Source organism: Brenneria izadpanahii (assembly GCF_017569925.1).
Taxonomy (GTDB): Bacteria; Pseudomonadota; Gammaproteobacteria; order Enterobacterales; family Enterobacteriaceae; genus Brenneria; species Brenneria izadpanahii.
Window position 1 is genome coordinate 75,022 of the sequence record NZ_CP050854.1, and the last position, 26,979, is coordinate 102,000.

22 protein-coding genes are annotated in these 26,979 nt (G+C 53.5%); 11 read left to right on the forward strand and 11 right to left on the reverse strand.

Annotated elements, in window-relative coordinates:
- Positions 1-2: 2 nt before the first annotated feature.
- The gene (gene argG, locus HC231_RS00320; RefSeq protein WP_208229216.1) at positions 3-1,238 is read right to left on the reverse strand and encodes an argininosuccinate synthase; all 1,236 of its coding nucleotides are present in this window, start codon (positions 1,236-1,238) and stop codon (positions 3-5) included.
- 251 nt (positions 1,239-1,489) lie between these two features.
- Between argG and HC231_RS00325 the strand changes: the two genes are divergently transcribed.
- Entirely contained in the window at positions 1,490-2,362 is an 873-nt protein-coding gene (locus tag HC231_RS00325; RefSeq protein ID WP_208229217.1) for a LysR family transcriptional regulator ArgP, read from the forward strand.
- A gap of 60 nt (positions 2,363-2,422) precedes the next feature.
- On the opposite strand, the gene HC231_RS00330 is transcribed toward HC231_RS00325, so the two are convergent.
- Entirely contained in the window at positions 2,423-3,679 is a 1,257-nt protein-coding gene (locus tag HC231_RS00330; protein WP_208229218.1) for a valine--pyruvate transaminase, read from the reverse strand.
- Between the two features lie 419 nt (positions 3,680-4,098).
- Here HC231_RS00330 and HC231_RS00335 point away from each other — a divergent pair, with 419 nt between their 5' ends.
- Together HC231_RS00335 and HC231_RS00340 are read left to right on the forward strand one after the other, a co-directional pair.
- Positions 4,099-5,307 (forward strand): aldose 1-epimerase family protein, encoded by a 1,209-nt coding sequence (locus tag HC231_RS00335; RefSeq protein ID WP_208229219.1) that lies wholly within the window; start codon positions 4,099-4,101, stop codon positions 5,305-5,307.
- Between the two features lie 188 nt (positions 5,308-5,495).
- On the forward strand, positions 5,496-6,554 hold the full coding sequence (locus HC231_RS00340; RefSeq protein ID WP_246494642.1) for a LacI family DNA-binding transcriptional regulator: 1,059 nt from the start codon (positions 5,496-5,498) through the stop codon (positions 6,552-6,554).
- Positions 6,555-6,719: 165 nt separating this feature from the next.
- Here HC231_RS00340 and HC231_RS00345 read toward each other — a convergent pair whose 3' ends face one another.
- The 9 genes from HC231_RS00345 to HC231_RS00385 all read right to left on the reverse strand — a co-directional run bounded on the left by HC231_RS00345 (position 6,720) and on the right by HC231_RS00385 (position 16,907).
- A complete protein-coding gene (locus HC231_RS00345) occupies positions 6,720-7,307 on the reverse strand; it encodes a TetR/AcrR family transcriptional regulator (protein ID WP_208229221.1) in 588 nt (195 codons plus the stop codon).
- Between the two features lie 116 nt (positions 7,308-7,423).
- Entirely contained in the window at positions 7,424-7,570 is a 147-nt protein-coding gene (locus tag HC231_RS00350; RefSeq protein WP_208229222.1) for a hypothetical protein, read from the reverse strand.
- 77 nt (positions 7,571-7,647) lie between these two features.
- Positions 7,648-8,934, reverse strand: coding sequence for an MFS transporter (locus tag HC231_RS00355; protein ID WP_208229223.1), 1,287 nt, complete (start codon positions 8,932-8,934; stop codon positions 7,648-7,650).
- 460 nt (positions 8,935-9,394) lie between these two features.
- Positions 9,395-11,890 carry a hypothetical protein gene (locus tag HC231_RS00360; RefSeq protein WP_208229224.1) on the reverse strand — a complete coding sequence of 832 codons (2,496 nt, stop codon included), beginning with the start codon at positions 11,888-11,890 and terminating at the stop codon, positions 9,395-9,397.
- A 102-nt stretch (positions 11,891-11,992) separates the two neighbouring features.
- Complete coding sequence (gene bglB / locus HC231_RS00365) at positions 11,993-13,081, reverse strand: beta-galactosidase BglB (protein ID WP_208229225.1); 1,089 nt, start codon at positions 13,079-13,081, stop codon at positions 11,993-11,995.
- Positions 13,082-13,528: 447 nt separating this feature from the next.
- Complete coding sequence (ghrB, locus tag HC231_RS00370; RefSeq protein WP_208229226.1) at positions 13,529-14,488, reverse strand: glyoxylate/hydroxypyruvate reductase GhrB; 960 nt, start codon at positions 14,486-14,488, stop codon at positions 13,529-13,531.
- Between the two features lie 138 nt (positions 14,489-14,626).
- On the reverse strand, positions 14,627-15,661 hold the full coding sequence (locus HC231_RS00375; protein ID WP_208229227.1) for an ADP-ribosylglycohydrolase family protein: 1,035 nt from the start codon (positions 15,659-15,661) through the stop codon (positions 14,627-14,629).
- Between the two features lie 209 nt (positions 15,662-15,870).
- Positions 15,871-16,347: an N-acetyltransferase gene (locus HC231_RS00380; RefSeq protein WP_208229228.1), complete on the reverse strand. Its 477-nt coding sequence runs from the start codon at positions 16,345-16,347 to the stop codon at positions 15,871-15,873.
- Positions 16,344-16,907 carry a DNA-3-methyladenine glycosylase I gene (locus tag HC231_RS00385; RefSeq protein WP_208229229.1) on the reverse strand — a complete coding sequence of 188 codons (564 nt, stop codon included), beginning with the start codon at positions 16,905-16,907 and terminating at the stop codon, positions 16,344-16,346. The genes HC231_RS00380 and HC231_RS00385 overlap by 4 nt, the downstream gene beginning before the upstream one ends.
- A gap of 224 nt (positions 16,908-17,131) precedes the next feature.
- Between HC231_RS00385 and HC231_RS00390 the strand changes: the two genes are divergently transcribed.
- The 8 genes from HC231_RS00390 (at position 17,132) to HC231_RS00425 (ending at position 26,778) form a co-directional block, all read left to right on the forward strand.
- A complete protein-coding gene (locus tag HC231_RS00390) occupies positions 17,132-17,938 on the forward strand; it encodes a sulfite exporter TauE/SafE family protein (protein ID WP_208229230.1) in 807 nt (268 codons plus the stop codon).
- A gap of 289 nt (positions 17,939-18,227) precedes the next feature.
- Positions 18,228-19,265 carry a hypothetical protein gene (locus HC231_RS00395; RefSeq protein ID WP_208229231.1) on the forward strand — a complete coding sequence of 346 codons (1,038 nt, stop codon included), beginning with the start codon at positions 18,228-18,230 and terminating at the stop codon, positions 19,263-19,265.
- Positions 19,266-19,277: 12 nt separating this feature from the next.
- Positions 19,278-19,688 carry a hypothetical protein gene (locus HC231_RS00400; RefSeq protein WP_208229232.1) on the forward strand — a complete coding sequence of 137 codons (411 nt, stop codon included), beginning with the start codon at positions 19,278-19,280 and terminating at the stop codon, positions 19,686-19,688.
- A gap of 290 nt (positions 19,689-19,978) precedes the next feature.
- A complete protein-coding gene (locus HC231_RS00405; RefSeq protein WP_208229233.1) occupies positions 19,979-20,389 on the forward strand; it encodes a hypothetical protein in 411 nt (136 codons plus the stop codon).
- Between the two features lie 383 nt (positions 20,390-20,772).
- Positions 20,773-21,702, forward strand: a complete 930-nt coding sequence (gene glyQ / locus HC231_RS00410; RefSeq protein ID WP_208229234.1) for a glycine--tRNA ligase subunit alpha — start codon at positions 20,773-20,775, stop codon at positions 21,700-21,702.
- A gap of 9 nt (positions 21,703-21,711) precedes the next feature.
- Positions 21,712-23,781 (forward strand): glycine--tRNA ligase subunit beta, encoded by a 2,070-nt coding sequence (gene glyS / locus HC231_RS00415; protein WP_208229235.1) that lies wholly within the window; start codon positions 21,712-21,714, stop codon positions 23,779-23,781.
- An 876-nt stretch (positions 23,782-24,657) separates the two neighbouring features.
- Positions 24,658-25,803, forward strand: a complete 1,146-nt coding sequence (locus HC231_RS00420) for an iron-containing alcohol dehydrogenase (RefSeq protein ID WP_208229236.1) — start codon at positions 24,658-24,660, stop codon at positions 25,801-25,803.
- Positions 25,804-26,061: 258 nt separating this feature from the next.
- The gene (locus HC231_RS00425) at positions 26,062-26,778 is read left to right on the forward strand and encodes a DUF3053 domain-containing protein (protein WP_208229237.1); all 717 of its coding nucleotides are present in this window, start codon (positions 26,062-26,064) and stop codon (positions 26,776-26,778) included.
- The last annotated feature ends 201 nt before the right edge of the window (positions 26,779-26,979 follow it).

Consider the following 26,979-nt stretch of genomic DNA (forward strand, 5'->3'; position numbering starts at 1 on the left):
TTCTATTCCTTAATCTGTCCGGCCAGTGCGCTGATCCGGGTATTCAACGTCAAAATATTCAGTAACCCCTCTGAATCCCGGTGGTCGAAGCTGCCTTCGTCTTCCATTGAGCCGTCTTTGCTGTACAGGCTATGTTTGACATCGCGGGTAGAAACGTAAGACAAATTGCCTTTATAGAGGGTGAAGGTGACTTCGCCGCTGATCAGCGCCGTGACTTGCCGCATTGCCGTGCGTGCCATGCGGGAGCCCAGATCGATCCAGTAGCCCTGATAGAGTTGCGTGCCGAGATAGTCGGCGGTGTTGCGGTAAAAGGTTAGCGCGCGCTTATCAAGAACCTGCTGTAACAGTTGCTGATAGGCGTAGGCGAGAATCGTCATCGCCGGGGCTTCGTACACGCCGCGCGATTTCACGCCGACGAAGCGGTTCTCCACCAGATTTTCGGCGATGCCGACGCCGTGCATGCCGCCGATGGTGTTGAGTATTTCGAAAAGATTCACCAGAGACAGGGCTTGACCGTTCAATTTTACCGGCCTGCCCTCCAGGAAGGTCAGACTCAGTTCCTCCGGCTGCGAGACGGCGTCGTACGGCCAATTGCCTAATCCCGGCTCCACGAATTCCATACGGCTCTCAAGACTCTCCAACGCGCCGCCCTCGTGGGTCAAACCGAGCAGATTGGCGTCGGTGGAGTAGGGTTTGTCCGCCGTGGCTTTGATAGGGATTTCATGACGTTGACAGTAGTCGATCATTTCCCGCCGTCCTTTGAAGGTCTGGAGGAAAGCGGCGTCACGCCAGGCGGCGTAGAACTGCATGGTTGGGTCAAGCATGGAGGCGATGACCTGGAATCGCACCTGATCGTTGCCGCGGCCTGTGGCGCCGTGACTGAAGATGGTAATGTTGCGTTCCTTGAGCTGCGGCAACAGCCCTTTAATGATCACCTGCCGTCCGGCGCCGGTGAGATTCCAGTAATTTCCTTCGTATTTCGCGCCGGTTTGGATAACTTCCAGACCTATTTCCGCCATTGGCCGCCTGAGGTCGACGGCGATGAACTCCTTCGCGCCGGACGCCAGCATCCTTTCTCCGATTTGGCCGAAATCATCCTCGTCCGGTTGTCCCAAATCCGCCGTTAGGCACACGACGTTTACCCCCTGACTGGCGAGCCAATGCGTGATCGTACAGCTATCCAGACCGCCGGAAGCGGCAAACGCCACCGTTTTACCCTTAAGTTCATTTATGTTCATGCTTTCACCTAATCTCCATATGATGTTGAGTCATTAACTGAACTTGTTTTTTTGACGCGATTGCTAATCTATAAAATATTTATTATTCAAAGATTTATTTATTTACTGGTTATCCTAAAGGCCGAAATTTGAAAGAGATTAATGAACTTGTGTTACACGAACAAGTCTGTTAAGAAACATTACGGTATGTTTAATTTTTCTTAAGCTAAAGGGCGCTTGTGAAGATAGACGTTCGTAAAACGGAAGCTTTAATGGCGGTGATTGAAACCGGCGGCTTTGAACTCGCGGCGAAGAGGCTCAACCTGACTACCTCGGCGATATCGCAGCGTATTAAAGCGTTGGAAAGCGCGATCGGCGCGCCGTTGGTGATTCGCGGCAAGCCTTGCGTCTCCACGGAGGAAGGGGCGAAGCTGATTCAATATCTGCGCAGGCAGAAATTCCTTTACGATGAATTTGAATCCGAGCTTTTTGGCACGGAGAATACCAAGGTCAAAATGCGCATCGCCATTAATCAGGATTCGCTGGACACCTGGTTTTTGCCCGCGGTTCAGCCCGTTGTGCTCAAGAAAAATATTTTACTGGATATCGTCGTAGACGATCAGGACTATACGCTGAGAGCGCTGGCGGAAGGCAACGTGGTTGCGGCCATCTCTTCCATTGCAAAGCCGATGCGCGGCTGCAGCGTGGTGCCGCTCGGCTCGATCCGTTATCGTCTTCTGTGCAGCCCCGATTTCCATCAACGCTGGTTTGCAAACGGCGTTACCCGCGACGCGTTGCAGCAGGCGCCGCTGCTCATTTTCGGTAATAAAGACAAACTACAGTCGGATTTTCTAAATCGGGTGTTTTCCGTTAATCAGGAAGCGTGCCGTTACCACTGCGTGCCCTCGACCGAGGCGTTTTATATCGCCGTACGGCGCGGTATCGGCTACGGCATGATTTCGGAGTTGCAGTATGCCGACAATCTGGCGACGGGGGCGCTGGTGGATATCTCGCCGGGGTTTTACAGCGATATCGAACTGTATTGGCACCATTGGCAGGCGCAATCCCCCAGCATTAACTGGCTCACCCGCTGCCTGACGGCGGAAGCCTGCCGATTTCTGGCGCGATCCCCCGTTACCAGTTGACCGCCGGCAGCCGATGTCCAGCGCGGATTTTTGACCTGCGCGCGAACGGCGCGGCGGGCGCTACAGCCCGCTTTCCTGTAACGCCTTGGTGACTTCTTGCGCCAGAATATCGATGCCGCGCTCAAGGCTTTGCGGATCCGGCACGTAGTTCATGCGTAGGCACTGATGCGCGTGCGGCCACTCCTGTTCCAGACCGGGGAAGAAATAGTGGCCCGGCACCATCAACACTCCGCGTTTTTTCAGCCGCTGATACAGCACTTCGGTGGTGATGGGGAGATCCTTAAACCATAACCACAGGAAAATCGCTCCCTCCGGCTTGTGGATAAGGCACTGTTCCTCCGACAGGTAGCGGCGGATCAGCGCGATGGTATCTGTGACCCGCTGCTGGTAGAAGGGGCGGATCACGTCATTGGACAGCCGCAGCAGATCGCCGCGCCGGATCATCTCATGCGCTATCGCCGGCCCCACCGCGCCCGGCGACAGGCTGATGATGCCGTTCATGTTGCCGACCGCGGAAATGACCTTTTCATCGGCAATAACAATGCCGCAGCGCGAGCCGGGGAGCCCCAGCTTGGACAGGCTCATGCACAGAATGATATTGGGGTTCCACAACGGCGTGGCTTCGCTAAAGATAATACCGGGGAAGGGAACGCCGTAAGCATTATCAATCAGCAACGGCACATTGTGCTGTTGCGCCAGAATGTCCAGCCGCATCAATTCTTCGTCGGTCAGTACGTTGCCGGTCGGGTTGGTCGGCCGGGACGCGCAAATCAGTCCGATATCATCGGTGATCGACAGGTGATCAAAGTCGACATGGTATTTGAATTGTCCTTCGGGCAGCAGTTCAATCTGCGGCCGAACGGACACAAACATGTTTTCATCCAGCCCCGAATCTTCGTAGCCTATATATTCCGGCGCCAGAGGAAACAACACCTTACGCTTGCTGCCATTGGCGTAGCGCCCGGCAAACAGGTTGAATAAGTAGAAAAACGCGCTCTGACTGCCATTTGTCAGTGCAATATTCTGTGGTCCAATTTGCCAGCCTAATTCATCGCGCAGCAGATCGGCCAGCGCGTTAAGCAGCGCGTTTTTTCCCAGAGGGCCATCGTAATTGCATAAGGCTTCAGTTAATTTTCCCTGTTCCAGCATTTCCTGACAGAGTTGTTGAAAATAGGTATCCATCGCGGGAATGTGCGCCGGATTACCGCCTCCCAACATGATTGCTCCCGGTGTGCGGAGCCCCTCGTTCATGTCATCCATTAGCTGCGTGATGCCTGCATGACGGGTGAATTTGTTGCCGAAAAGAGAGAAGTTCATAGTTTGTCGATTACTGGTCATACATAAATAGACGGCCACCATAGCGCTTGCGTTACCATGACGCAATGTGGCGAGAAATCAAACCAGCAAGGTATTGTCCTGCATTAATATAATTTTGCGGAACAACCTGCTAAAGAAGCAGTATACCCTATCCGGCATGATTGGCCGCGTTATCGTTATATCCTCATGCTGAAATTGACCGCAATCGTGCTGAATCGATGTCAGCAATAACCGATCTGCAAGCCATTATTTTGCAAAAAACATTAATATTTTTAACGTTATTGTGATCTGTGTGGAAAATATTTAGTGGAAAAAGTCTATTTCCGGGACTGGTGATTTGTATCACATTCTAAAGCGTTGCTGATTTGTAGCCTTGAATACGCATTAGCTAAATCAATTCAGCAAAAAGGAAGAATGAAATGAAAAAATTACTGGCTATCGGTGTTTCATTAGCCTTGATTTCCTGGCAATCATCCGCGCAGACGTTTGTGCTGACGGACGCTGAAAGCAGCGTGGAGAAAGGGAATTGGCAAATTAGCAGCGATGCGATGAAGATTAAGGATCAGCACTTCAGCATTGAACAAAGCGTACTGCACGGCGGGCGTCAGGAAGGCAGCAAAATCATTACTATCACCAGTCAAAACGGATTAAAAATCGTACTGAGTCCGAGCCGCGGCATGGATCTGCTGCACGTCACCGGTAAAGATATCCGTTTGGGCTGGCATTCGCCGGTCGATGAGGTCGTAAACCCGAATACCATCAACCTGGAAAGCCGCGGAGGAGTGGGCTGGCTGGAAGGTTTCAATGAAATGATGGTGCGCTGCGGCTACGAATGGACCGGCCACCCGGTGGTGGATAACGGCATGATTTATACCCTGCACGGTCGCGCCGGCAATACGCCCGCGTCGAAGGTGGTGGTCGACGTCAGCGAAAAAGCCCCCTATCAGATTACCGTGCGCGGTCTGCTGAAAGAGAACAGCTTCAAAAAATCGAACCTGGAAACCTGGACGGAGCTGCGCTACATCCCCGGCAGCGAATCGTTCACCGTTCATGACGTGTTGACCAATAAATCCGATTATGTACGCGATTATCAGATCATTTATCACAGCAACTTCAGCACGCCGATTCTGGAACAGGGCGCGCGCTTTGTCGCGCCGGTGAAAGAGATCTCTCCGTTTAACGATTACGCTAAAGCGGGCCTGAAAGAGTGGCAGACTTACCAGGGGCCGACAAAAGACTTTGATGAAATGGTCTTTAACCTGACGCCATATGCCGATGCGCAGGGCAAAACGCTGGCCGCGTTGTTCAATCGCGCGGGCGATAAAGGGGTATCGATCGAGTTTGATACTCGCCAACTGCCGGTGTTGACGCTGTGGAAAAATACCGATACTGAAAAACAGGGATACGTTACCGGTATTGAACCGGGCACCAGCTACGCCTATCCGGTGACCATCGAGCGCGAGCAAGGCCGGGTAAAACAGCTACAGCCTGGGCAGAGCACGGCGTTTGAACTGACCTATAGTCTGCTGAGCAGCGCCGATTCGGTGCAGAAAACGGAACAACGGGTGAAAGCGATTCAGGGAGAGAATCAAACCACGCTGACGGAAAAACCTATCGCGGTTGAATAATCGCCGAATGCCGCAGCGGCATTCCGATACCGCTTTGCCTGTTTTCGGGCAAGGCGGTTTTTTTCATTTGCGTCTGTCTGTCTTCGCATTATATGACAATAAATGAACATTCCCTTTCCTGAGCAAGGGAGTCAGGTTAGCATTCGAAGAACGTCGTTCCGTGCTTAATCTTTATTTATCCGATGATTATGAAAAAGAGACCCGCTTCAGCTGCAACCGATAACAATTCCAAAAGCGATGCGCCCTACCGCCGCGTGCGCCTTGAAGATATCGCGACAAGATGCGGCACTTCGCTGAGCACGGTTTCGCGCGCGCTGTCCGGCGATAAAGGGGTCAGCCCGGAACTGAGAAGCAAGATTCAGGAGATGGCGCGCGCGGTGCGCTACACGCCGGCGCAGGAAATCAGCGGCAGCAAAATCGTTCTGGCGGCTTCCCAGGTGGCGATGCTTGATTATCACCGCTATCAGTTTAGCTGGTATGTGCTGCAAGGGCTGAAAGAGCGCGCGAAAATGCTCGATATCGAGATTGTTACCCATCCTTTATCGGAAGCGGGGGCGTCTCAACTGGCGGCGTTAATGGCGGACCCTTCGATTGGCGGCCTGTTGGCGTTAACGGTGGACGATCTGGAGATCCTGAATACCGTTGTCAGCCTGAATAAACCGGCGGTGCTGGTGAATAGCGACGATCCGCTGATGCGCTTGTCCAGCGTACTGCCTTGTAACCGCTCAGCCATGCGGCTTGCCGCCGATTATCTGGTGCAGCAGGGGCATCGCAATATCGTCTTTCTTACGCACCCAGGGCGCAGAACCATCGAGCAGCGCTTAGAAGGATGGCGTGACGCTATGTCGTACCATCATTTGCCGTGCGATGCCGCCAGGGTGATTACCGTGTCCGATTGGTTGCCGGAGCTGGCCGAGCAGGCGGTGATGGATTATATGCGGCGTCATAAAACCTCGTTCAGCGCGATTTTATGCGCCAATGATAGCCTGGCGATTGGCGCGATCGGCGCGTTGAATAAGCTGGGGGTTAAGGTTCCTGAGGATATTTCCGTTATCGGGATGGACGATCTGCCGCAGGCGGAGTTTACTCAGCCGGAACTGACGACGGTGCATTTACCGGTTCAGGAGATCGGCGTGATCGCGCTGGAGCTATTGCAGGATATGATCGCCGGAACCGTACAGATCCCCCGCCGGGTCGAGCTGGCCTGCTCGCTGATTGAACGCCGGTCGGTAATGGCAAGACGCTAGATCTGAATATTATCTTATTGAAAATACGAATTATTTTTTATTGCCTAACGTTGACGCCGGGATTTGATAGCGCTGAGCTCCCGCCCGCCGGTTTATTTTCTCTATCAGGCATTGGCCAAAAAGTGTTCGGCTAGTCCGCCTTCCCGCCGCGCCGATCGGGCGGCGTCAAGGCGCGTTCGCCAGACGGCGGGCCGCCTCCACAACAGAGGCTCGGCGTCTGGCATGCTCATCCGGGCTTTCCGGGCCCGCGAACATGCGCGCCATCTGCGGAACCGCTGACCACCAGGCGGCAAGAGACAGAATCAGAAACGCCAGATGATCGGCGGCCAGCGTGTTGGTCAGTTTCCCTTCTTTTTGTCCGACGGCAACGGCCTGGATTTTGTAGCCGTAGTATTCCCGCCGTTGCTCTTCATCCGGCACTTTGTCCTCGAACGTCAAGCCTTCCCAACGCATGAGGCGGCTTAGTTCAGGGTGCTCAAGGTGATAGTCATAGGCTCGGCCGGCATATTCGCCGATGTCTTCGGCGGCAAAGGAGGCGACAGGCATCGCTTTCGCCATCTTTGCCAGCTCGCTGCGCAGGACGGCTGAGAATAGCGATCGTTTGTCGCCAAAGTAGTTGTAGACGCGCTCTTTGTTCACCCCGGCGGATTTGGCGATCCGTTCGACGGTGGTGCCGTCCGGCCCCTGTTTGGCGAACTCGATCACGGCTGCTGCAAGAATTTTGCGTTTCGTTCCTTCCGTATCCCAGGCCATCGTTTTCTCTTTTCTACCGATCGGTTGTGTTTACCCATAAAAAGTATACTAAAATAAACTCCAACGTTTTGGTTGTATTTGAGATTGTGATGAAATCAGCCGGTCTATTCAAAGCATTACCCGCGGAAGATCCCGAATCCTTGATCGATCGCGATCTCGCGGAGCCGATCGCCGGGCCGGACGATCTTCTGGTTCGGGTTGCGCTCGCGCCCGTTAATCCCCGCCCAGACCCTCCCCTGCGCAGGGGAGTTTTGATTAGTCATCTCCTCCCCCTGGCAAGGGGGCGGGTGGGGGTCACTAATGGCAATATTTCGAACTTTGTCGCCGGTTCGATATGGCGCTAGTCGAATTTGGCGCGATCCATTTTCGGCACCAGCAGCAGATACATTACACACCAGGCCAGCAGATACGCCACCGAACCAATCGCGAATAATCCCCAGTAGTTGCCGGACTGTTCCAGCACCGCGCCGATAATCGTTGAGAACACCACGCTGCCGACCATGCCGAAGGTGCTGCCGATACCGACAACCGAACCGACCGCCGCGTTCGGAAACAGATCGGACACGCTGGTCAGCAAATTGGCGGACCATCCCTGATGCGCCGCGGCGGCAAGCCCGACGATGGCGACGGCGGCCCATAGGCTCTCCACCTGTGTCGCGGCGATGATCGGGATAACGGCGCAGGCGCAAATCAACATGGTTATTTTGCGCGCGTTGGCGGCGCTGACCCCTTTTCTCATCAACATGCCGGGAAGCCATCCCGCCCCCAGACTCCCGACTATCGCGAACAGATAAATCGCAATGAGCGGCAGCCCCAGACCGGCCATATTGATATCGCGCGTTTCGTTCAGCCATTTAGGCAGCCAGAACAGGAAGAACCACCAGATCGGGTCGGTCAGCATTTTTCCCAGCGCGAACGCCCAGAGCTGTCGATATCCCAGCAGCTTTGACCACTTAATCGAACTGGCGGCGACCACCTCTTCCTTATCCTGACGGATCCAGGCCTGCTCCTGCGCGTTGGCCTTGTCCTCAGGTTTGCCGAAATATAAAAACCAGGGGATAAGCCAGATGAAACCGATGCCGCCGAGGATCAGGAAAGCCCCCTGCCAGCCGTAATGAATCGCCACCCAGGGAATAATGGCCGGAGAAATGACTACCGCGACGTTAACCGCAACGCCCAGAATGCCGGTCGCCAGCGTGCGTTCCTGCTTGGGATGCCAGGCGGAAATGGCTTTCATCGCGGCGGGGAAGTTCGCCGACTCCCCCAGCCCCAGCAGTACGCGCATAACGGCGAAACCCGCCACCGAACCAACGGCGGCGTGTAACATGGCGGCGCCGCTCCAGATAATCATGGCCGCGGCATAGCTGATTTTGGTGCCGATCTTGTCGATAATCCGGCCGCAGACCAGCGTGCCGATGCCATAGGCGATGGTAAATGCATTAACCAGCCAGCTATATTCTATCTGTGACCAGCCGATCTCTTTTTGCAGCAACGGAGCCAATAAACCGAGAACCTGTCTGTCCATGTAATTGACCGTCGTGGCGAATACCAGCATCGAACAGATAAACCAACGATAATTTCCCTTAGGTGCCGGACCGTTTATTTCTATATTATTTTTTGTTTCCATAAAATTCTCCTTATTGCTTGGGTACAAGCGGAGTATGAAAAAGCATTAAACGTTCGCTTTTGCGATGCGCAGGGCGAAGAACATCCCCCGAAATAAAAGTTCTTATTTCGAGAAGTTCGTCTTAAGTAAATTACTTTTTAATTTTGTGCGTTTTTATGCACAGTCATTAAATAAACGGGCGTTAATTATTATTGATTATTTTCATAATAATCTCCTGGCTGCAATCTCTGGTGAGATATACCTTCATCTTTCAAGTTACAGGCGCGTCGGCTGCGTTTAATGACTCGGCCCATGCCGCTGTAAGCCGCGTTGAAACCCGCCTGGAGCAGATTTGTCACCCGCATCGCCTACCTGAGTAAGCTCATCGGAATTCACTCCCTTGCCGCCTTCCTGTAACGCGAAATTTATTGGGTATAAGCAGTAAAAATGAATTATGAGTAATTAATCTTTACAGTTAAGTTTATTTTAATTCTTCGCTTTCACCCTGAATCGTCCAGGTTTGCGGATCGATAATTCGGTTTTCGGCCTGAACGCGTCCGTCGGCAAAGAAAATAACCTGACCATAAAGCGGATCGTTTATTAATAAATCGCCGTTATCTTTTTCACTGACGGATAACGAATGGAAATTACGGGTGAAATCGCTAAGCTGCGTTATTGCGCTATCGTCGCACAGGCGAATGACCCAGCGGTGTTGACGGCCCGTTAGCCGGACTTCGCAATTTTTCGTTGGCCCTTGCGTCACCAACTCGAACGCTTTATTACCGAGCAGCAAAGCCATTCCATTTCCGCCGCGTACCGCAATTCGGTTATCCGCTATTTCAACCTGATCAAAGTTTTCCAGCGGCAGCCAGGCGTGGGAAAAATCCGGCTGGCCGTCATGGATATTGAAATCCAGCACGGCAAGACCACGGTACTGTTGAACGCGGGGCAATGTTCCGCACCCGCCCCAGTAGGAGGGACGGCCGAATCCCGCCTGTATGGTTTCCCCCGGATGGTTGATCCAGATTTGCGCCTCTGGGCTATCGCCCAGTCGCAGATGCAGCGGCGACTCCTGATATCCCCATTCTCCCCAGCGATAGTTGGCGATGGAGCCCATGGCGATATGGCGGGTTTTGTAGTGATACAGTTTGGCGATGCGGTTCGCGCCCTGGGCAAAGCGCCATTCCAGCGCGCGATCGCCCTGATAGACCGCGATTTCCTGTAATGCCGGAGCAACGCTGATGCGCCGATCCCGCAGCAATAACGCCAACTGGGGCAGAACATGGAAGCGGCAGCCATAACCGCCTTTCCCCCACAGCAGCCGGGCGATGGCGGAAAGCTCCAGCGAGCGTCCGGCGCGTAACGTATGTTCGTAGGAGCGGCCTTGCGAGGCGGTAAGAATCCCCTGATGAGATGAACGGGCGATCTGTTCGATTAATCGTTCAATGGCGTGACGGGCGCGTTTTACGATAACCGGGTTATCCGCCAGCGCGGCCAGTGCGGTCAGCCCTTTCAGATCGATGGGGAAATAGGGGGCGGAGTTCCATTCGGCCATTTCATATTGTTCAAAATGATCGAGCCATGCGCTGATGCGCTGCTCTCCGGCCCGCGCTTGTTCCGCGCCGCTGCGGCCAGACCTGACGAATGTCGCATGCGGGAAGAAGCTGCCGGCGATATAAGCGGCGGTATGGAAAAGCAGGGCATGGTTTTCCGAGAAGTACCACTGAACGTCATTGCCCGGTTCATCCATCCAGTAGCGGAAATTCAAAATGGCGTCATCAATGCTCTGGCGGGTCGCGGGGTCGATCTCCTCAGCATACTTGATGCGGCACCACAGCAGGGGAACCAGCGTAAAGTCGGCGCAGTCGTGACAATCAACGACGGAAGGCAGCACCGCTTTCAGCATTGCGTCCGTTTCCCGGCCTGAAAGTCCGCATGCCAGGCGCGCCAGCGCTTTTACGCTGCTCATTTCGCCGGATTCCGCGACCGTCGTCAGCGCCTCTTCGATGCGTTCAGCCAGCGTGGCGGGCACCGCTTGTTGTTGATCCGCATGCCATATTTCCACGCCAATATTACGGCTTGCGCTGAATTCGCCGGATTGCAGGGTAATAATGAAGTTTCTGAAGTCCGCCGGAATTTGCCCGGTTTTCGCCAGCGTAAGGCGGCGTTCGCCTTTTTTGATCGCCGTTTCCAGCACGACCGGCTCATCAAGAGAAATGAAATCGCCGATGACCTTACACTTAACCTGTAAATCTTCTATCGCCGCCTCGGCGAACTCAATGGCGATATCACCGGAAAAGTAAGCGGAGCGGCTAAACGCCATGCCTTCAAGCATGTTTTCTATTTTTTCCACCCGTTCCGGCGCGATAGGGACGGGCAGCGCGACGGAGGCGCCGGCGCCGGACAGATAATCCAGTTGGAAAAAGAAACGAATATCGCGTTCGGCAAGATCGTCGAAATAGATGACGACTTCATTCAGCCCTTTATTTAATGGCACGGCGACATCGATACTGTTCTCAAGGTTGCGCTGATAGCGGGCGTTCCAGGCCGCTTCTTTGCCGTTGGCGAAGAGTATCGCGCCGCCGCAGGTGGTTAGCCGGAATAGCGCTTCGCCATGTTGATCGGCCTGAATAAAGGTTCTCGCCCATGCGCCGACGCGCGTCGGCCGGAACCAGAATCCTGATAGGTCGACGCGGTCTGAGCCAAACGGCAGCCACCATCGTTCCGGACGGCACTCGCTTAAAGGCGTCGGACGCTGCTCGGCGAATTTTTCCGAGAAGTCAGAGCGGCAAGGGTAAGTATGCGGGATAAAATTCTTGTGTTTACTCAGGAAGAAAAAGGGATCCATATCCCCCTGCATCGGGCGATCGGCAACGTCATAGCGTTGTTCCGTTATTTTGGATAACTGCCAGTAACGCACGGCGTCGCCATCGGCCAATCGATGCTCGCTGAAATAAGTTTCTGGTTTATTAATCATAATGATATATCCCTGGGTTACAGAGTGTTTAACTGTAGGATAAGTCAATGCCAACGGGTTTTATCGGTTTGGCATCGCGCTGTTTATCGTTGTCGCTATTGTCTACCTCCCGTCATGATGTTCACGAATGCCTTCCGTCAGACACAATATGGCTAACGCCTGGCCGTAACCGGTGGGCTGAATAGGAATATCTTTATAAAATTGCAACGTTTTCCCCATGCGGGTGCCGTAAGAAACGTTCCGTACCGTACCGTCTTGATCGATGTTGCCGCATACCGCCTGTAGCGCGCGTAATCCGGCTTGACGCCAGGATTCGCCGCCGATGCCCAAGCGCGCGCCCTTCAGCAGTCCGTAACCGAAACCGGCGGTGGCGGAGATCTCCTGGTAGGAGTCGGGATGATCCAGCAGGGTATGCCATGCGCCGCTGGATGCCTGTAGTTTGAGCAGCGTATCGACCTGGGTTTGCAAACAGCCCAGCAGGTATTGCTGTACTCCGGGATCCAGCTCCGCAAGTTCGATAAACTCAAGGATGCCCACCGTGATCCAGGAATTTCCCCTGGCCCAACGGGCGCGTGCAAAATTGCTTTTCTCTTTGAAGCTCCAGCCATGGAACCACAGCCCTGTTTCCGGATCGTTCAGATAACGAGCATGGAGTAAAAATTGCCGCACGGCCTCCGCGACTAATTCTTTACGGCCGGATACCGTACCGTAATGCGCCAGGAACAGGACGACCATAAATAATGTGTCATCCCATAGCTCCATGTCATTAACGCCATCGGAAACAATATGCTGGAATCCCATTTCCGGCGTTCTTGGCAATTCATTAATGACGCGATTGGCCCAGTTATCGAGAATTTCCTGATAGCGCGGGTTTTGGGTGTGCGCCCAGAAAAGGGAAAGCGGCAGCATCGGCGCCGTGGTATTAACGTTCAGTTTCGGCAATCCGGCTTTAAATTGTTTTTCGAACCAGCCCTCAATCAGTTGATAAAGATCGTCGCGCTTCGTGAATTCCCACAGCCTTACCAATCCGTAAATACCGACGCCCTGCGGCCATTCCCAACTATCAAATGAAATATAATCCCCTGGGGTGCCATCAAGGTTGGGCTCTTGGAAACGTCCCTGATTTTTTAATCCGGTCATCCCGGTTAAGAGAGAATTAAGCTGAGTCTGTAGATCTGCGTTATTAAGCATTAGTAACCCACCGTGTAGAGAAGTAATACAAACCGATGCTGAAATGTGCTGTCGATATAATCACCAATGATTTTTTTGCGCAATACGAAAAAATTTTGCGCTTTTATTTTGTGATGCAGTTAAAAAAACGCAGGGTGTTTTTCAACCTTACGCAGTAACGGCCCGAAAGACGGCAGGCGAGCCCGCGGTAAAAAAGCGCGGTTTATTTCGAAGAAGGCACAAGAAAGGTGTTGATATATAAGGTCTGACTGGCGGAGGAGGGGAATAGGGACAAGAGACAAACGAGGCCGTTATCGCCGCCTTCAGGCAGCCGGCCACGGCCGATTTTCGCAGCGCGCGGGGATGAGGTTCCCTCCGGGACGCCTCATCCCCGTGGCCGGCCGGGGTATCTTGATCGATCGTCAATTGCAAGGCCGCCTTGCAACCTTGCCGGCCCGGCGCTGAACTTTATAGCGCCTGCGGGTTAACGCAGTTTTCCTTTACCTGGCCGTTTAAGGCGGCAATCAGGTTGTCGACGGCGCAGGCCGCCATCGCGTAGCGGGTTTCGTGGGTGGCCGAACCGATATGGGGCAACGCCACCACGTTTGGCAGGCGTAACAGCGGGGAGTCAACGGACAGCGGTTCTTTGGCGAACACGTCCAGACCGGCGGCGTGGAGGGTTCCATCGGTCAGCGCGTCGATCAGCGCGTTTTCGTCTACCACGGCGCCGCGGCCGATATTAATCAGGATCGCGCCGGGCTTCATCTTCGCCAACTGCTCACGGCCAATCAGGTTCTTCGTTTCGGGCGTCAGCGGCAGGGTGATGCACAGGAAATCGGCTTCGGCCAGCAGGCTATCCAGATCGCAATAGCGGGCGCTAAAGCGCGTTTCAGCTTCCGAATGATGACGGCGCGCGTTGTACAGCACCGGCATGCTGAACCCCAAATGCGCGCGCTGCGCGACGGCCAGACCGATGCGTCCCATACCGAGAATACCGATGGTTTTGTGATGGACGTCCGTACCAAACCAGTCGCTGCCGATCCCCTCTTTCCACTCGCCGGCCTTGACTCTTTCCGCAACTTCCACCACCCGGCGGGCGCTTGCCAGCATCAAAGCCAGCACGGTATCCGCCACCGTTTCCGTTAATACCGTGGGCGTGTGCATAAGAATCACGCCTTTTTCATTCAGCGCCGGAACATCGAAATTATCATACCCGACGGAAATGGTGGAGGCCGCCCGCAGGCGCGGGCAGCGCTGCAGAAAGGCTTTATCCACCTTACCGCCTGCGCCTATGATGCCCTCAGCCTGAGCCAGCGCCGGATGATCCTCCGGGGGTAAATCGTCTAGTTCGGTGACGGTGAAGTGTTGATCTAAACGGGCACGTAAATCGTTGGGGATCTTTTTATACAGAATAACGCTAGGTTTCATCGTAAACTCCGGCAAATTAGGGAGATTAAAGCATCCACAGCTGATGGAATCATCGTGTGGCCGGCGGAGTGCCGACGGCCACACGATATAGTATGCATGATGAAATAATAAAGTTAGCAGGAAAAGTATAATTAAACATCAGGTGGCGGGCGTTCGGCGAATAGGTTCCCGTAGAGCGCGCAATCGCAGAAGTTCACGGCCATAGCGCTCAATATCAAGCTTGTTGACGTCATCCAACTGCTGTCTGAAGTGGGGCGCAATGCTGGTCGCGCCGTTTATCGCTCCGCAGATGGCCGTCGCCATCGCGCCGATGGTATCGGTATCCCCGCCCAGATTGGCGCACAGGATGGCGCAGCGGTTGGGATCGGTTTGCGCCAGCTCGACCATGGCGATCGCCGCCGGGACGGATTCGATCATTTCCGTACCGGTGCCAATCAAATCATAGATACGCGACATCGCGCACGTTGTGCCATTGGCGCGTTTTACCGTCTCCAATGCCAGTTCGATACGGCAAGCCATGGAGGCGCTATAGGTGGTAATCCGCTTATTTTGCGCCGCCTGAGCGACGGCGGGCAGTTCATCAATGATTCCTTTCCAGGTGGAAAAGCCGTCAATCGCTTTGGAGATGGCCCAAGCGATCACGGTTGCGCCGGCGACGGCGATATCGGATTTATGCGTTACGCTGGATGCCTGCTCCACGTTGCAGATGAAATCGCTTAAAGAGCAAGGGGGCAGCAGACAGCCCAACGGAGAGATCCGCATCGCGGCGCCGTTAGTCACGCCATTGTTTTCCAACTTGCGGATATCAACGCCCTGCTGTAGCGCGCTCAAGGCGGCTTTTGATGTCGGGCCGAGGATATTTTTCTCAAAGGCGCCGAAAGCTAACGCCCACTTTAGAATATTTCTTCCTATCACCGTCGGTTCGATCTGACCTTCACATTCGATCAGCGCGTCCGCCAGCGCAATAGCCATAGAGGTGTCGTCGGTATATTGCGCTGCTTGAAAATAACGGGCGGCAACATTTTCCGATGGACCGGGCAGGAAACGATCAATCCAGCCAAAATGATTTTTAATTCGTGTACGTGGCCACAATTCCGACGGCATTCCCATTGCATCTCCCAACATCTGACCATATAACGCTCCATTAATACGGTTTTGCTTATTTGATGGCATGGTACATCCTTAACAAGTCTGGGTAGTTTCTTTTTCAAAAGGGACTATCCATTTGGCAATGTCGTTATTATTAGTTGATTTTTTAAATGAAATAGTTTTATGCAATGATTAAATCGTAATTGAGCAATTAAGGCTAACGCATTAGTTCATAGCGTAACACCAAGAATAGAATGTTACGGATGTTATTTAAGGTAATTGTGAGGGTTTATTTAATTTAGCGGTGAAAAGAAATAATGTTGGATAATATTATCGATAAAAGGATTAGCCCACTGCATAATCAACAATGTCGCCTGAGTTTCCTGATTGAAGCTCTCGTCCACGACGACAAAGCCCTGCTTGCGGTAAAATCCGCAGGCTCGCGCATTCTGTTGATACACTTCCAGGTTAAGTAACAAAAATTGCTGTTGAACGTGCCTGATTAAGGCGGAGCCTATGCCTTGACCATAGTCGCGCTGTTGTACGAATAACGCGCCGACAAAGCGCTTTTCCAGTACGCTGATAAAACCGGCGAGCCGCCCTTGTTCTTCATACACCCAGGTTTGCGATTGCGGAAGGTAAACATCGCGCACCAGCGCGGCGCTTTCCCGCCAATAGCCGGCATGAATAAAGGGGTGGGCCAGCGTGGTGCTTTCCAGCCAGAGCGACATCAGCGGCTCCAGATCCTGCGCCTGATATTCGCGGATCATGGCGCGGGTTCTTGCTGGCAAAAACAGTCGATAACGTGGTCGTTCACCAACCCGCCGGCTTGCATGAAGGCGTAACAGATAGTGGAACCGATAAATTTAAAACCGCGCTTTTTCAACGCCTTTGACATGGCGTCTGAAATCTCGGTTTTGGCCGGTACGTTGGAAAGCGCCAGAGGACGATTAAGTTTCGGCTGATGGTCAACGAATGACCAGATGAAATGAGAGAAACTTTCGCCCCGGCTCTCCATCTCCAGCCAGGCGCGGGCGTTGGCAATAATGGCTTCGATTTTCCCACGGTGGCGAATGATGCCGCTATCCTGCATCAGTGCGTCTACGTCATCCTGGGTCATCCGGGCGATACGGCGCGGATCGAATTGATGAAAACAGCGGCGGTAGTTTTCGCGTTTCTTTAATACGGTAATCCAGGAAAGCCCGGCCTGTTGACCTTCAAGACACAGCAGCTCAAACAGCTTTTGGCTATCGGTGCAGGGTCTTCCCCATTCGTTATCGTGATAGTCTTGATATAACGCATCCTGGGTGACCCAACCACATCGTTTCATCGCTTTATCCTATCTTAAGCTCTGGATACGGATTGTTATTCAGTGAGGTTATTGATATTGATATTGATGCCGCTGAACATCGCGTCATCATGGCATTTAAATTGCTGTGTATGCAACCAGCTTTGGGCGCCGCATTCGCCGATATCCATAATGCAGGCCGAGCGCGGCCGACAATGACGCGGTTTCACAAAAACGATAACAAATGACAAATTGGGGTATGGAAAATGGCAGTCGAGTGGATTTTAGCCTACCTGGCTTTAGGCGCAGTCGTTGGTTTTATGGCGGGGTTACTGGGGATTGGCGGCGGCGGCATTATGGTGCCGATTTTGACGGCGTTGTTTGCCGCCCAGGGCGTGCAGAATGTTCACCTGGTGCATATGGCGCTGGGAACGTCGATGGCGGCCATCGTGATTACGGCCATTTCCAGTTTGCGCACTCATCATCAGCATCAGGCGGTGCTGTGGCCGGTGGTCTGGCGGATCACGCCCGCCATTCTGATCGGCACCTTCGCCGCCACCTGGCTGGCGACGTTGATGCCGACGCGGGCGCTGGCGATCTTCTTCTCCTGTTTTATGGCCTATGTCGCGCTGCAAATGGTGTTGAATATAAAGCCTAAACCACAGCGTCAACTGCCCGGCACCGCGGGGATTTCGCTGGCCGGGCTATGCATCGGCGGCATCTCCGCGCTGGTGGCGATCGGCGGCGGCTCATTAACCGTTCCTTTCCTGACGTGGTGTAACGTGCGCATTCAGCAGGCGATCGGCACCTCGGCGGCGGTCGGCCTGCCTATCGCGCTGGCGGGCGCGTTGGGATACATGATAAACGGCTGGTCGGCGGCAGGACTGCCCGACTACAGCATCGGCTATGTTTCCCTGCCGGCGGTGGTCCTGATTTCGGCGGTAAGCTATTTCACCGCGCCGGTCGGCGCGCGTTTGGCGCACCGTCTGCCGGTCGCCACGCTGAAAAAAGTCTTCGCCGGGCTATTGCTGCTGTTGAGCCTGAAGATGCTGCAGACGGTGTTTAGCGGCTAAAACTTTTTTCGTGATGGTGTTTATCCAATCCGATTTGTTATCTGAACCATTGCCGGCAGGTAGCCGATAAACCTGCCGGCGGCGGTATCTGTTTGCGTCATTGCCCGCGGTTTGGATCGCGTGGCAAACGCCGTCGTTTTCTGGTTAAAACAAACGTAACTGGTTCAATTTAAGAACATTCTTGAACACCACGCTGCATCGCAAAAGCTACTGTTTATCGTTGACAATTTAGCCGCTCGCTCTAAAAATGCGCACAGTCGTATGTCGTGTACTAACAGGGAGTGAGTATATGGTTGGTCGTTCGCAACACTATCTGGAGCCGGGATATTGCGTGGTTGATACCCCCGGCACGTTATCCACTCAAGCCGGCCTGCTGTTTCGCGGCAGGAATACGCCCGCCGCTCGTTACTTTATGCAGCTTAATGCGGATACGCCCTGGTTAAAGCCGGGACAAATTCTGCTGGTGGCCGATCCCGATAATCCTCGTCAAACTTACCCACTGAATCAGCTGCGTCAGGCCAAGCGGCAGGTGAATCAGTCGATGGCGTTTGTCTCGCCGGAGCAGGGCGGTTTTCTGCAACAGCATTACGATACGCTGGCCGCGGTACTGATTGGAACGGAGAAAGGGATAAGTTTTGGCAGCGATGCCGGTAAACAGTATTCCCAGCGTATCGACCAGTTGCTGCGTAAGATAGAGAGCACCTATCAAAATCAGTTTCGCACCCAGGGAACGCTGGTTGGGCAGCAGTTCTATGCTGAGCGGCGTCGGCTTTTCGGCGAACTTAATAGCCTGTTACAGCAACCGCTGGCGAAACGCATAGCCTACCGGGCGTTGAAACTTCGTCCGTATGAAAATCTGCGCCACGCGCTGGGGCTATCGAGCCGCTCGATAGTGCATCACTGGAGCAACGTCGGCGTGGGCGCCATTCCGGGGTACGCCGCGTATCTGGAGGCCTCGGCGCGAGCGGTAAAATACATGAAAACCGGGGGCTGGATAGGGTTGGGGGTGGCCGGACTCAGCGCCACCAACGATGTCTATCATGCCTGTACGGTAGGGCGGGAAAGCGAATGCCCGGCGGTGGCGATAAAAGGCTATACGGCTTTTGTCGGTGGGGCGTCAATGGGGATTTATGGCGGCTCGATGGGGGCAACGGCGGGCGGCGCCGTCTGCGTGGCTCTGGGGATTATTACGGCGCCAACTGCGGGAGCTGGCGGACTGGCTTGTGCTCTAGTGGGGGGGACAATTGGAGGAGCCGTTGGGGGCTATGTCGGCGAATTGGGGGGCGAGTTCACAGGTGAACTGCTTAACCGAATTTTGATTAATTAAAGGCCACCTGTTATGAAATTAACGATTCTGTATGTAGGTGCAGGAATGGGGGCTTTGTCTCCTTTAGTGTGGGTATTCAGCATGGTGTATTTCGGCCTGCACCGTAAAAAGTACGAGCAACTGATCTCGCTGTACCGGCAGGAGGGGTTGCCGTTAAGCGCGCAGAACAATCTGATGTCGTTTTTTGGTTACTGGGGCAGTCTTTTCCTTACCCTCTTTTTTAAACGCGTACTGGACGGCAAACCGGTCAATATCGCGCCGAAGCAGCCGCTGCCGCCGGAGGCTTACGCCTTTGTGGCGTCCCAGCCCAGGGAACTGACCGGCTGGATCCGAGTTTATTACTATATCCATGCGGCTTGTTTCTTGATGTTTTGGGTTGGGTGTGGCATCGCCTATTTAGGCAAATGGGTAGGATGGTACTGATGAAATTCTGGACCAATATCAGTCGATACTGTGAGACATAATCATCTGCTGATTGATGCATGAGGTTTGTGACTGGTGACCAGGGCATTCCCTCTATATTGCTGTCTACGGTAAATATCGCCAGCGATGCGAGTAAGCCGAGCCGCTTGATATGCATCACTGGCGCGACGTCGGCGTGGGCGACATTCTCTGGCAGAGACGCAATGGTCGGCGGACTGCGGGAGAAAAGGGTGGCGAAAAGCTGGGCGGTTACATCTCGCATTTGATTTTTAACTGAGTGAAGAAAAAGTATGGGCCCAGTAATCATGATGGTTGGCGTAGTAATGTTTATGCTGGGCCCTTTGGTATTGGCGTTCAGCATGGTGTATTTCGGCCTGCACCGTAAAAAATATGAGCAACTGATCTCGCTATATCGGCAGGAAGGTTTGCCGTTAAGCGCGCAGAACAATCTGATGTCATTTTTAGGTCACTGGGGGAGCTTTTTTCTTGCCGTCTTTTTTAAACGCCTACTGGACGGCAAACCGGTCAATATCGCGCCGAAGCAGCCGCTGCCGCCGGAGGCTTACGCCTTTGTGGCGTCCCAGCCGAGGGAACTGACCGGCTGGATCCGGATTTATTACTATATCCATGTGGCCTGGATGGTGATGTCTATGATTGGCTGTGGCATCGCCTTTTTAGGCGAATGGGTAGGATGGTACTGATGAAATTCTGGACCAATATCAGTCGATACCGTGAAACATAATCTTCTGCTGATTGATGCATGAGGTTTGTGACTGGCGACCAGGGCATTCTCTCTATGCATTGCTGTCTACGGTAAATATCGCCAGCGATGCGAGTAAGTCGAACCGCTTAATAGTGCATCACTGGCGCAGCGTCGGCGTGGATGGTGATGTTTGTGATTGGGTGCGTCATTGTCTTTTTGGGAACGGGTTGGAATGGATTGGCTGAGTGTCCGTTGTCGCCGTGTAATGCCGCAAATCACCGCCGATATGAACTTGTTGCCGCATTCTGGCTGTATATCTCGCACTCAGAGGGTATACTGACGCCTTTCTTGTCAATCCACTTGTATCGCGTGCGAATCCAAATGCAAAAGTTTGATACCAAGACCTTTCAGGGTCTGATCCTGACATTACAGGATTATTGGGCGCGCCAGGGCTGCACCATCGTTCAACCATTGGACATGGAAGTCGGCGCAGGCACCTCACATCCGATGACCTGCCTGCGGGCGCTTGGCCCGGAACCAATGGCGACGGCCTATGTTCAACCGTCCCGCCGTCCTACCGACGGCCGCTACGGCGAAAATCCCAACCGCCTGCAACACTACTATCAGTTCCAGGTCGTTATTAAGCCATCCCCCGATAATATTCAGGAACTGTACCTCGGCTCTTTGAAAGCGCTGGGGCTGGACCCGACGGTTCACGATATCCGTTTCGTGGAAGATAACTGGGAAAACCCGACGCTGGGCGCCTGGGGGCTGGGCTGGGAAGTGTGGCTGAACGGTATGGAAGTCACGCAGTTTACCTATTTCCAGCAGGTCGGCGGTCTGGAGTGCAAGCCGGTTACCGGCGAGGTGACTTACGGTCTGGAACGTCTGGCGATGTATATTCAGGGCGTGGACAGCGTTTACGATCTAGTCTGGAGCGACGGCCCGTTGGGCAAAACCACCTATGGCGACGTGTTCCATCAAAACGAAGTAGAACAATCGACCTACAATTTCGAACACGCCGACGTCGACTTCCTGTTTACCTGCTTCGAACAGTATGAAAAAGAAGCCCAGCATCTGCTGGCGCTGGAAAAACCGCTGCCATTGCCTGCCTACGAACGTATTTTGAAAGCGGCGCACAGCTTTAACCTGCTGGATGCGCGTAAAGCCATTTCCGTTACCGAACGTCAGCGTTACATCCTGCGCATTCGCACTCTGACCAAAGCGGTAGCAGAGGCCTACTACGCCTCCCGCGAGGCGCTGGGTTTCCCCTTGTGTACCAAGAACATATGCAATAAGAAAGAGAGCTAAGAGGCAGCCATGACAGATAAGACTTTTCTGGTGGAAATCGGCACGGAAGAGCTGCCGCCGAAGGCTCTCCGTAATCTGGCGGAATCTTTTGCCGCCAACTTTACCGCGGAGCTGGACGCCGCCGGCCTGACGCACGGCGACGTGAAATGGTTCGCCGCGCCGCGTCGTCTGGCGCTGAAAGTGGCGAATTTAAGCGCCGCTCAGCCGGATCGGGAAATAGAAAAACGCGGCCCGGCGGTAGCGCAGGCGTTTGACGCCGCAGGCCAGCCGACCAAAGCGGCGGAAGGCTGGGCGCGCGGCTGCGGCATTACGATCGATCAGGCTGAACGTCTGAAAACCGATAAAGGCGAATGGCTGTTGTACCGCGCGCAGGTTAAAGGCGAGCGGGCGCAGGCGTTGCTGACCGGTATGGTTAACAATGCGCTGGCCAAACTGCCGATCCCGAAACTGATGCGCTGGGGCGATAAAGACACCCAGTTCGTGCGTCCGGTACATACCGTTACCCTGCTGCTGGGCGATGAGCTGATCTCTGGCGCCGTGCTGGGCATTGATTCCGCCCGCACCATCCGCGGTCACCGCTTTATGGGCGAAGCGGAATTCACCATCGATAACGCCGATCAATATCCGCAAATTCTGCTGGAGCGCGGCAAAGTGATGGCGGATTACGAGGCGCGTAAAGCGAAAATCAAGCAGGACGCCGAGTCCGCCGCCCGCAAGATCGGCGGTAATGCCGATCTGAATGACAGCCTGTTGGAAGAAGTGGCTTCGCTGGTGGAGTGGCCGGTGGTGCTGACGGCGAAGTTTGAAGAAAAATTCCTCGCGGTGCCGGCAGAAGCGCTGGTGTATACCATGAAGGGCGACCAGAAATACTTCCCGGTGTACGACAACGGCGGCAAGCTGCTACCGAACTTTATTTTTGTCGCCAACATCGAATCCAGCGATCCGCAGCAGATTATTTCCGGTAACGAAAAAGTTGTGCGCCCGCGTTTGGCTGATGCGGAGTTCTTCTTCAATACCGACCGTAAAAAACGGCTGGAAGACCATCTGCCGCGTTTGGAAACCGTGCTGTTCCAGCAGCAGTTGGGTTCGCTGCGCGATAAAACCGACCGTATCCAGGCGCTGGCGGGCTGGGTGGCCGAGCAGATCGGCGCTGACGTGAACCACGCCACCCGCGCGGGGCTGCTGTCCAAGTGCGATCTGATGACCAACATGGTGTTTGAATTCACCGATACGCAGGGCGTGATGGGGATGCACTATGCGCGTCATGACGGTGAAGCGGAAGATGTCGCCGTCGCGTTGAACGAGCAGTATCAGCCGCGTTTCGCCGGTGACGACCTGCCTTCTTCCGCGGTGGCCTGCGCGCTGGCGATTGCCGATAAAATGGATTCGCTGGCGGGGATTTTCGGCATCGGCCAACATCCGAAAGGCGATAAAGACCCGTTTGCGCTGCGCCGTGCGGCGTTAGGGGTTTTGCGCATCATCGTCGAGAAACGTTTGCCGCTGGATCTGCAGACCCTGACGGAAGAAGCGGTGCGCCTGTATGGCGACAAGCTGACCAACGCCAAGGTGGTGGATGATGTGATTGAGTTTATGCTCGGCCGCTTCCGCGCCTGGTATCAGGAAGAAGGCCACAGCGTGGATACCATTCAGGCGGTGCTGGCGCGTCGTCCGACGCGTCCGGCGGATTTCGACGCCCGGGTGAAAGCGGTGAGCCACTTCCGTACGCTGGAGGCTTCCGCCGCACTGGCCGCCGCCAATAAACGCGTTTCCAATATTCTGGCGAAATCCAGCGATACGCTGAAAGAGAACGTCGATGCGGCCTTGCTGAAAGATCCCGCGGAAATTACGTTGGCGACGCATCTGGTGGTGCTGCGCGACAAGCTGGCGCCGTTATTTGCCGAGGGCAATTATCAGGATGCGTTGGTGGAGCTGGCCGCACTGCGCGAGCCGGTTGACGCCTTCTTCGATCAGGTTATGGTAATGGCCGATGACGCGGCCGTGCGCGTTAACCGCCTGACGTTGCTCAATGAGCTGCGTAATCTGTTCCTGAAAGTGGCGGATATTTCGCTGTTGCAGTAATGTTCCCGCGCTTCCTCTTCATGCCGGAGGGGGAGCGCGCGCTCCTGACGGTTTTGCCTGTTCTTAACGGCCCGATTGCTCCAATGCCATGCGATAACGGGGGTTAATACCGGCGCATTTCCAACGCCTGAAAATTTAAATTATTTATGGCTTAATTAGCCTGGCGCTGATTTTTATATTAATTCATTAACACATAAATATAAATTAAACATCATTCCATTAACGCAAGCCATTAATTAATATTTCATCTACTCAACATAGTGACAATTATTTTTTTACCTATATTAGGCATGCTGTTAACGTTAATTATAACCATATATATGATGTTGTTTTTATTATATTTCATTTTTTGTGAAATAGAATAAAGATCACAATTATCCTGTAATCCCAAGCCTATAATGGAAATAAATCTCAGTTTCGCCTGATAAGTTAAGAAGTATAAGTAAAATAAATAACACCATGATTTTATTTGTTTTAGTTATATCTGGTGGATTTAAAATCGTAATCAATAAGGGGGCGGCCGGGTAATTCAGGAAAACCGCGGCGCCTGCAATTGAAAGATGAAGGATATATTTAATCTCTTGATTACCAGACAGAGGAATAGTCCTGTTGTTGGTCAGGTAGGACAAAGAAAAATAATGAAATAATGCACTCGAAATAATTCGAGTTGCAGGAAGGCGGCGGCAAATCTGCCAGGAACGGATTTGAACGCTCCCGAAAGGGTAAGACTTATGGATGGGCCAAGTGACAAAGCCAACGCGTATGCAACTTGAAGTATGACGAGTATGACCGGGGTATTTTGAACCGATAGCGCCATGACTCTCTGTCTGCTGTAAAACTATTTACATAGCTTATTATTAATTACAGGAGTTCATTATGAGTGCGATTAACTTTTCTATCCCGCGTGATATCACCTACGGTGAAAATGCGATGGAGCGGCTTGCCACCTTAAGGGGAAGCCGGGCGGCGATTGTCACCGGCGGCAGCTCGATGAAGCGGCACGGCTTTCTGGCCCAGGCCGAAAAACTGCTCAATCAGGCGGGCATGGAGTGCCTGCTGATTGATAATGTCGAGCCCAACCCCTCCGTAGCGACGGTACAGCGCGGCGCTAAAGCGATGCTTGAATTTCAGCCGGACTGGATCGTGGCGATTGGCGGCGGATCCGCCATCGACGCGGCGAAAGTCATGTGGTGCTTCTATGAGCATCCGCATCTTACGCTGGAAGATATCCTGCCCGTCGGCTCCATGCCGCCGCTGCGCAACAAAGCCAAATTTGTGGCGATCCCCTCCACCAGCGGTTCGGCTTCGGAAATCACCGCATTTTCCGTGATTACCGATACGGAAAGCCATATTAAATATCCCATCGTTGCTTCTGATATGGTGCCGGACATCGCTATCCTCGATCCGGCCATTCCGGCAACCTGTCCGCCGCACATTACGGCGCATTCGGGCATGGACGTGCTGACCCACGCGCTGGAAGCCTACGTGTCCACCGCCGCCACCTCGTTTACCGACCCCTATGCGCTGGAGGCCATTCGGCTGGTATTTGAGAATCTGGAAACGGCCTACCTTTCACCGGATAACATGCAGGCGCGTTATCACATGCACAACGCTTCTGCGCTGGCGGGCATTGCGTTTACCAACGCCTCGCTGGGCATCATCCATTCGCTGGCGCACAAGATTGGCGGCGAGTTCGGCGTTACGCACGGTCTGGCCAACGCCATAATGCTGCCTTACGTGATCCAGTTTAATCGTCACTGGACCAATAAATATCAACAGATAGAAAAACGTTTCGGCATCATCAACCTGGCCGAAGCCATTCGGGATCTGAACCATCGGTTAAACATTCCCGATACGTTCCGCGAGTGCGATGAAGTGGATTTTTGCGAAGAGAAGTTTATGAAAGTTCTCGATCGTATGAGCCAGAACGCGCTGGACGATCCTTGTACGCTGACTAACCCCGGCAGCCCGAAAGTGGAAGACATGAAGGAGCTGTATACCGTTTCCTACTACGGAAATTAATCCCCGTTCGCGCTAACCGACAACGTCCGGGAGCGGTTTTCCGCTCGCGGACGTTTTAGTATTTATCTATCCTGCTGCTCAAAAGCGGTTTGCAGTGCTGATACCAGCAGATCGCAACCGCGCGGCCTTCGCCGCTTTTCCCTCTGCGGCATGAACTGATTGATTCAACTATGCTTACGGTTATCTGAAATACGCTTGCGGCGTGTTCTCTATGTGAAAACTTCAACGATCAACAAGCCTGTACAACAGGGGGATGGAATGAAAGGATTGATGGAATATCGCTCACGCTGGCTATTGCCGGTACTGATGTTTTTTATGGCGTTGCAGCTTACCGCATGCGGCGATTCTGAAGCCGACCAACGCAAAGCGTTTATTGATTTTCTGCAAACGGTCCATTTGCAGCAGGATGGGAAACTGCCAGCGCTGAGCGAAGAGCAAAAAACGAAATTCGGGCCTTTTGTTGACGATTACGCGATTTTAACCACATTTTCTCAACAGTTGAATCAAGCGGTGGCGGTAAGCCTGACGCCGATGCTCGAACAGGTTTCCCAGATTCGCGTACCGCAGGATTATCTGTTGCAGCGCGACAATTTACGCCAATCCATCGGGGCGATGAACCAACTGGGGCAGCAGATTCAAGGGGCGAAGGCGCAGGCGGACAACGCCCTGCGTACGCGCAAGCAGCCGGAGGAATTGCAGGTGGTTTACGGGCGGCTGTATGCACAAGTCGTTATGCAGCCGACCAATGTACTGCTGCCCATCATTCCCAGCGCCATTTCGTTTATACAAGCTCTGATACAGGTGGGCGATTACCTTGAAGCGCAGGGCAGTCAGGCGGTTTTTAACGGTAGTTCGGTACAGTTCCCGACGCAGCAGCAGGTTGCGCAATACAACAGCATGGTGTCAAGGCTGGCGAGCCAGCAGCAGGATCTGATGAATGCGATGAAATCTCTGAACGGTTCCGCCAACCGGTAGGGCGATGACGTTCCGTTCGCCCGAATCGACCTCGAATCAAAAATAAATTGTGATTCAACTCTCATAAATGGAATAAATGAATGTTAAGGATATGTGATGCGCGTCACATATCCATCTGATTCCATTGTCCGAATTTTGTTCAATTTTCCCCTTTTTGTGAACTCCATCACTCATTTGTGACCCTGATGTGGGTCGAATGTG

Excerpts from the sequence above, each read along its gene's own strand:
- argG (WP_208229216.1), bottom strand. The coding sequence starts at position 1,238 with ATGAACATAAATGAACTTAAGGGTAAAACGGTGGCGTTTGCCGCTTCC.
- HC231_RS00325 (WP_208229217.1), top strand. The coding sequence starts at position 1,490 with ATGGCGGTGATTGAAACCGGCGGCTTTGAACTCGCGGCGAAGAGGCTC.
- HC231_RS00330 (WP_208229218.1), bottom strand. The coding sequence starts at position 3,679 with ATGAACTTCTCTCTTTTCGGCAACAAATTCACCCGTCATGCAGGCATC.
- HC231_RS00335 (WP_208229219.1), top strand. The coding sequence starts at position 4,099 with ATGAAAAAATTACTGGCTATCGGTGTTTCATTAGCCTTGATTTCCTGG.
- HC231_RS00340 (WP_246494642.1), top strand. The coding sequence starts at position 5,496 with ATGAAAAAGAGACCCGCTTCAGCTGCAACCGATAACAATTCCAAAAGC.
- HC231_RS00345 (WP_208229221.1), bottom strand. The coding sequence starts at position 7,307 with ATGGCCTGGGATACGGAAGGAACGAAACGCAAAATTCTTGCAGCAGCC.
- HC231_RS00350 (WP_208229222.1), bottom strand. The coding sequence starts at position 7,570 with ATGACTAATCAAAACTCCCCTGCGCAGGGGAGGGTCTGGGCGGGGATT.
- HC231_RS00355 (WP_208229223.1), bottom strand. The coding sequence starts at position 8,934 with ATGGAAACAAAAAATAATATAGAAATAAACGGTCCGGCACCTAAGGGA.
- HC231_RS00360 (WP_208229224.1), bottom strand. The coding sequence starts at position 11,890 with ATGATTAATAAACCAGAAACTTATTTCAGCGAGCATCGATTGGCCGAT.
- bglB (WP_208229225.1), bottom strand. The coding sequence starts at position 13,081 with ATGCTTAATAACGCAGATCTACAGACTCAGCTTAATTCTCTCTTAACC.
- ghrB (WP_208229226.1), bottom strand. The coding sequence starts at position 14,488 with ATGAAACCTAGCGTTATTCTGTATAAAAAGATCCCCAACGATTTACGT.
- HC231_RS00375 (WP_208229227.1), bottom strand. The coding sequence starts at position 15,661 with ATGCCATCAAATAAGCAAAACCGTATTAATGGAGCGTTATATGGTCAG.
- HC231_RS00380 (WP_208229228.1), bottom strand. The coding sequence starts at position 16,347 with ATGATCCGCGAATATCAGGCGCAGGATCTGGAGCCGCTGATGTCGCTC.
- HC231_RS00385 (WP_208229229.1), bottom strand. The coding sequence starts at position 16,907 with ATGAAACGATGTGGTTGGGTCACCCAGGATGCGTTATATCAAGACTAT.
- HC231_RS00390 (WP_208229230.1), top strand. The coding sequence starts at position 17,132 with ATGGCAGTCGAGTGGATTTTAGCCTACCTGGCTTTAGGCGCAGTCGTT.
- HC231_RS00395 (WP_208229231.1), top strand. The coding sequence starts at position 18,228 with ATGGTTGGTCGTTCGCAACACTATCTGGAGCCGGGATATTGCGTGGTT.
- HC231_RS00400 (WP_208229232.1), top strand. The coding sequence starts at position 19,278 with ATGAAATTAACGATTCTGTATGTAGGTGCAGGAATGGGGGCTTTGTCT.
- HC231_RS00405 (WP_208229233.1), top strand. The coding sequence starts at position 19,979 with ATGGGCCCAGTAATCATGATGGTTGGCGTAGTAATGTTTATGCTGGGC.
- glyQ (WP_208229234.1), top strand. The coding sequence starts at position 20,773 with ATGCAAAAGTTTGATACCAAGACCTTTCAGGGTCTGATCCTGACATTA.
- glyS (WP_208229235.1), top strand. The coding sequence starts at position 21,712 with ATGACAGATAAGACTTTTCTGGTGGAAATCGGCACGGAAGAGCTGCCG.
- HC231_RS00420 (WP_208229236.1), top strand. The coding sequence starts at position 24,658 with ATGAGTGCGATTAACTTTTCTATCCCGCGTGATATCACCTACGGTGAA.
- HC231_RS00425 (WP_208229237.1), top strand. The coding sequence starts at position 26,062 with ATGAAAGGATTGATGGAATATCGCTCACGCTGGCTATTGCCGGTACTG.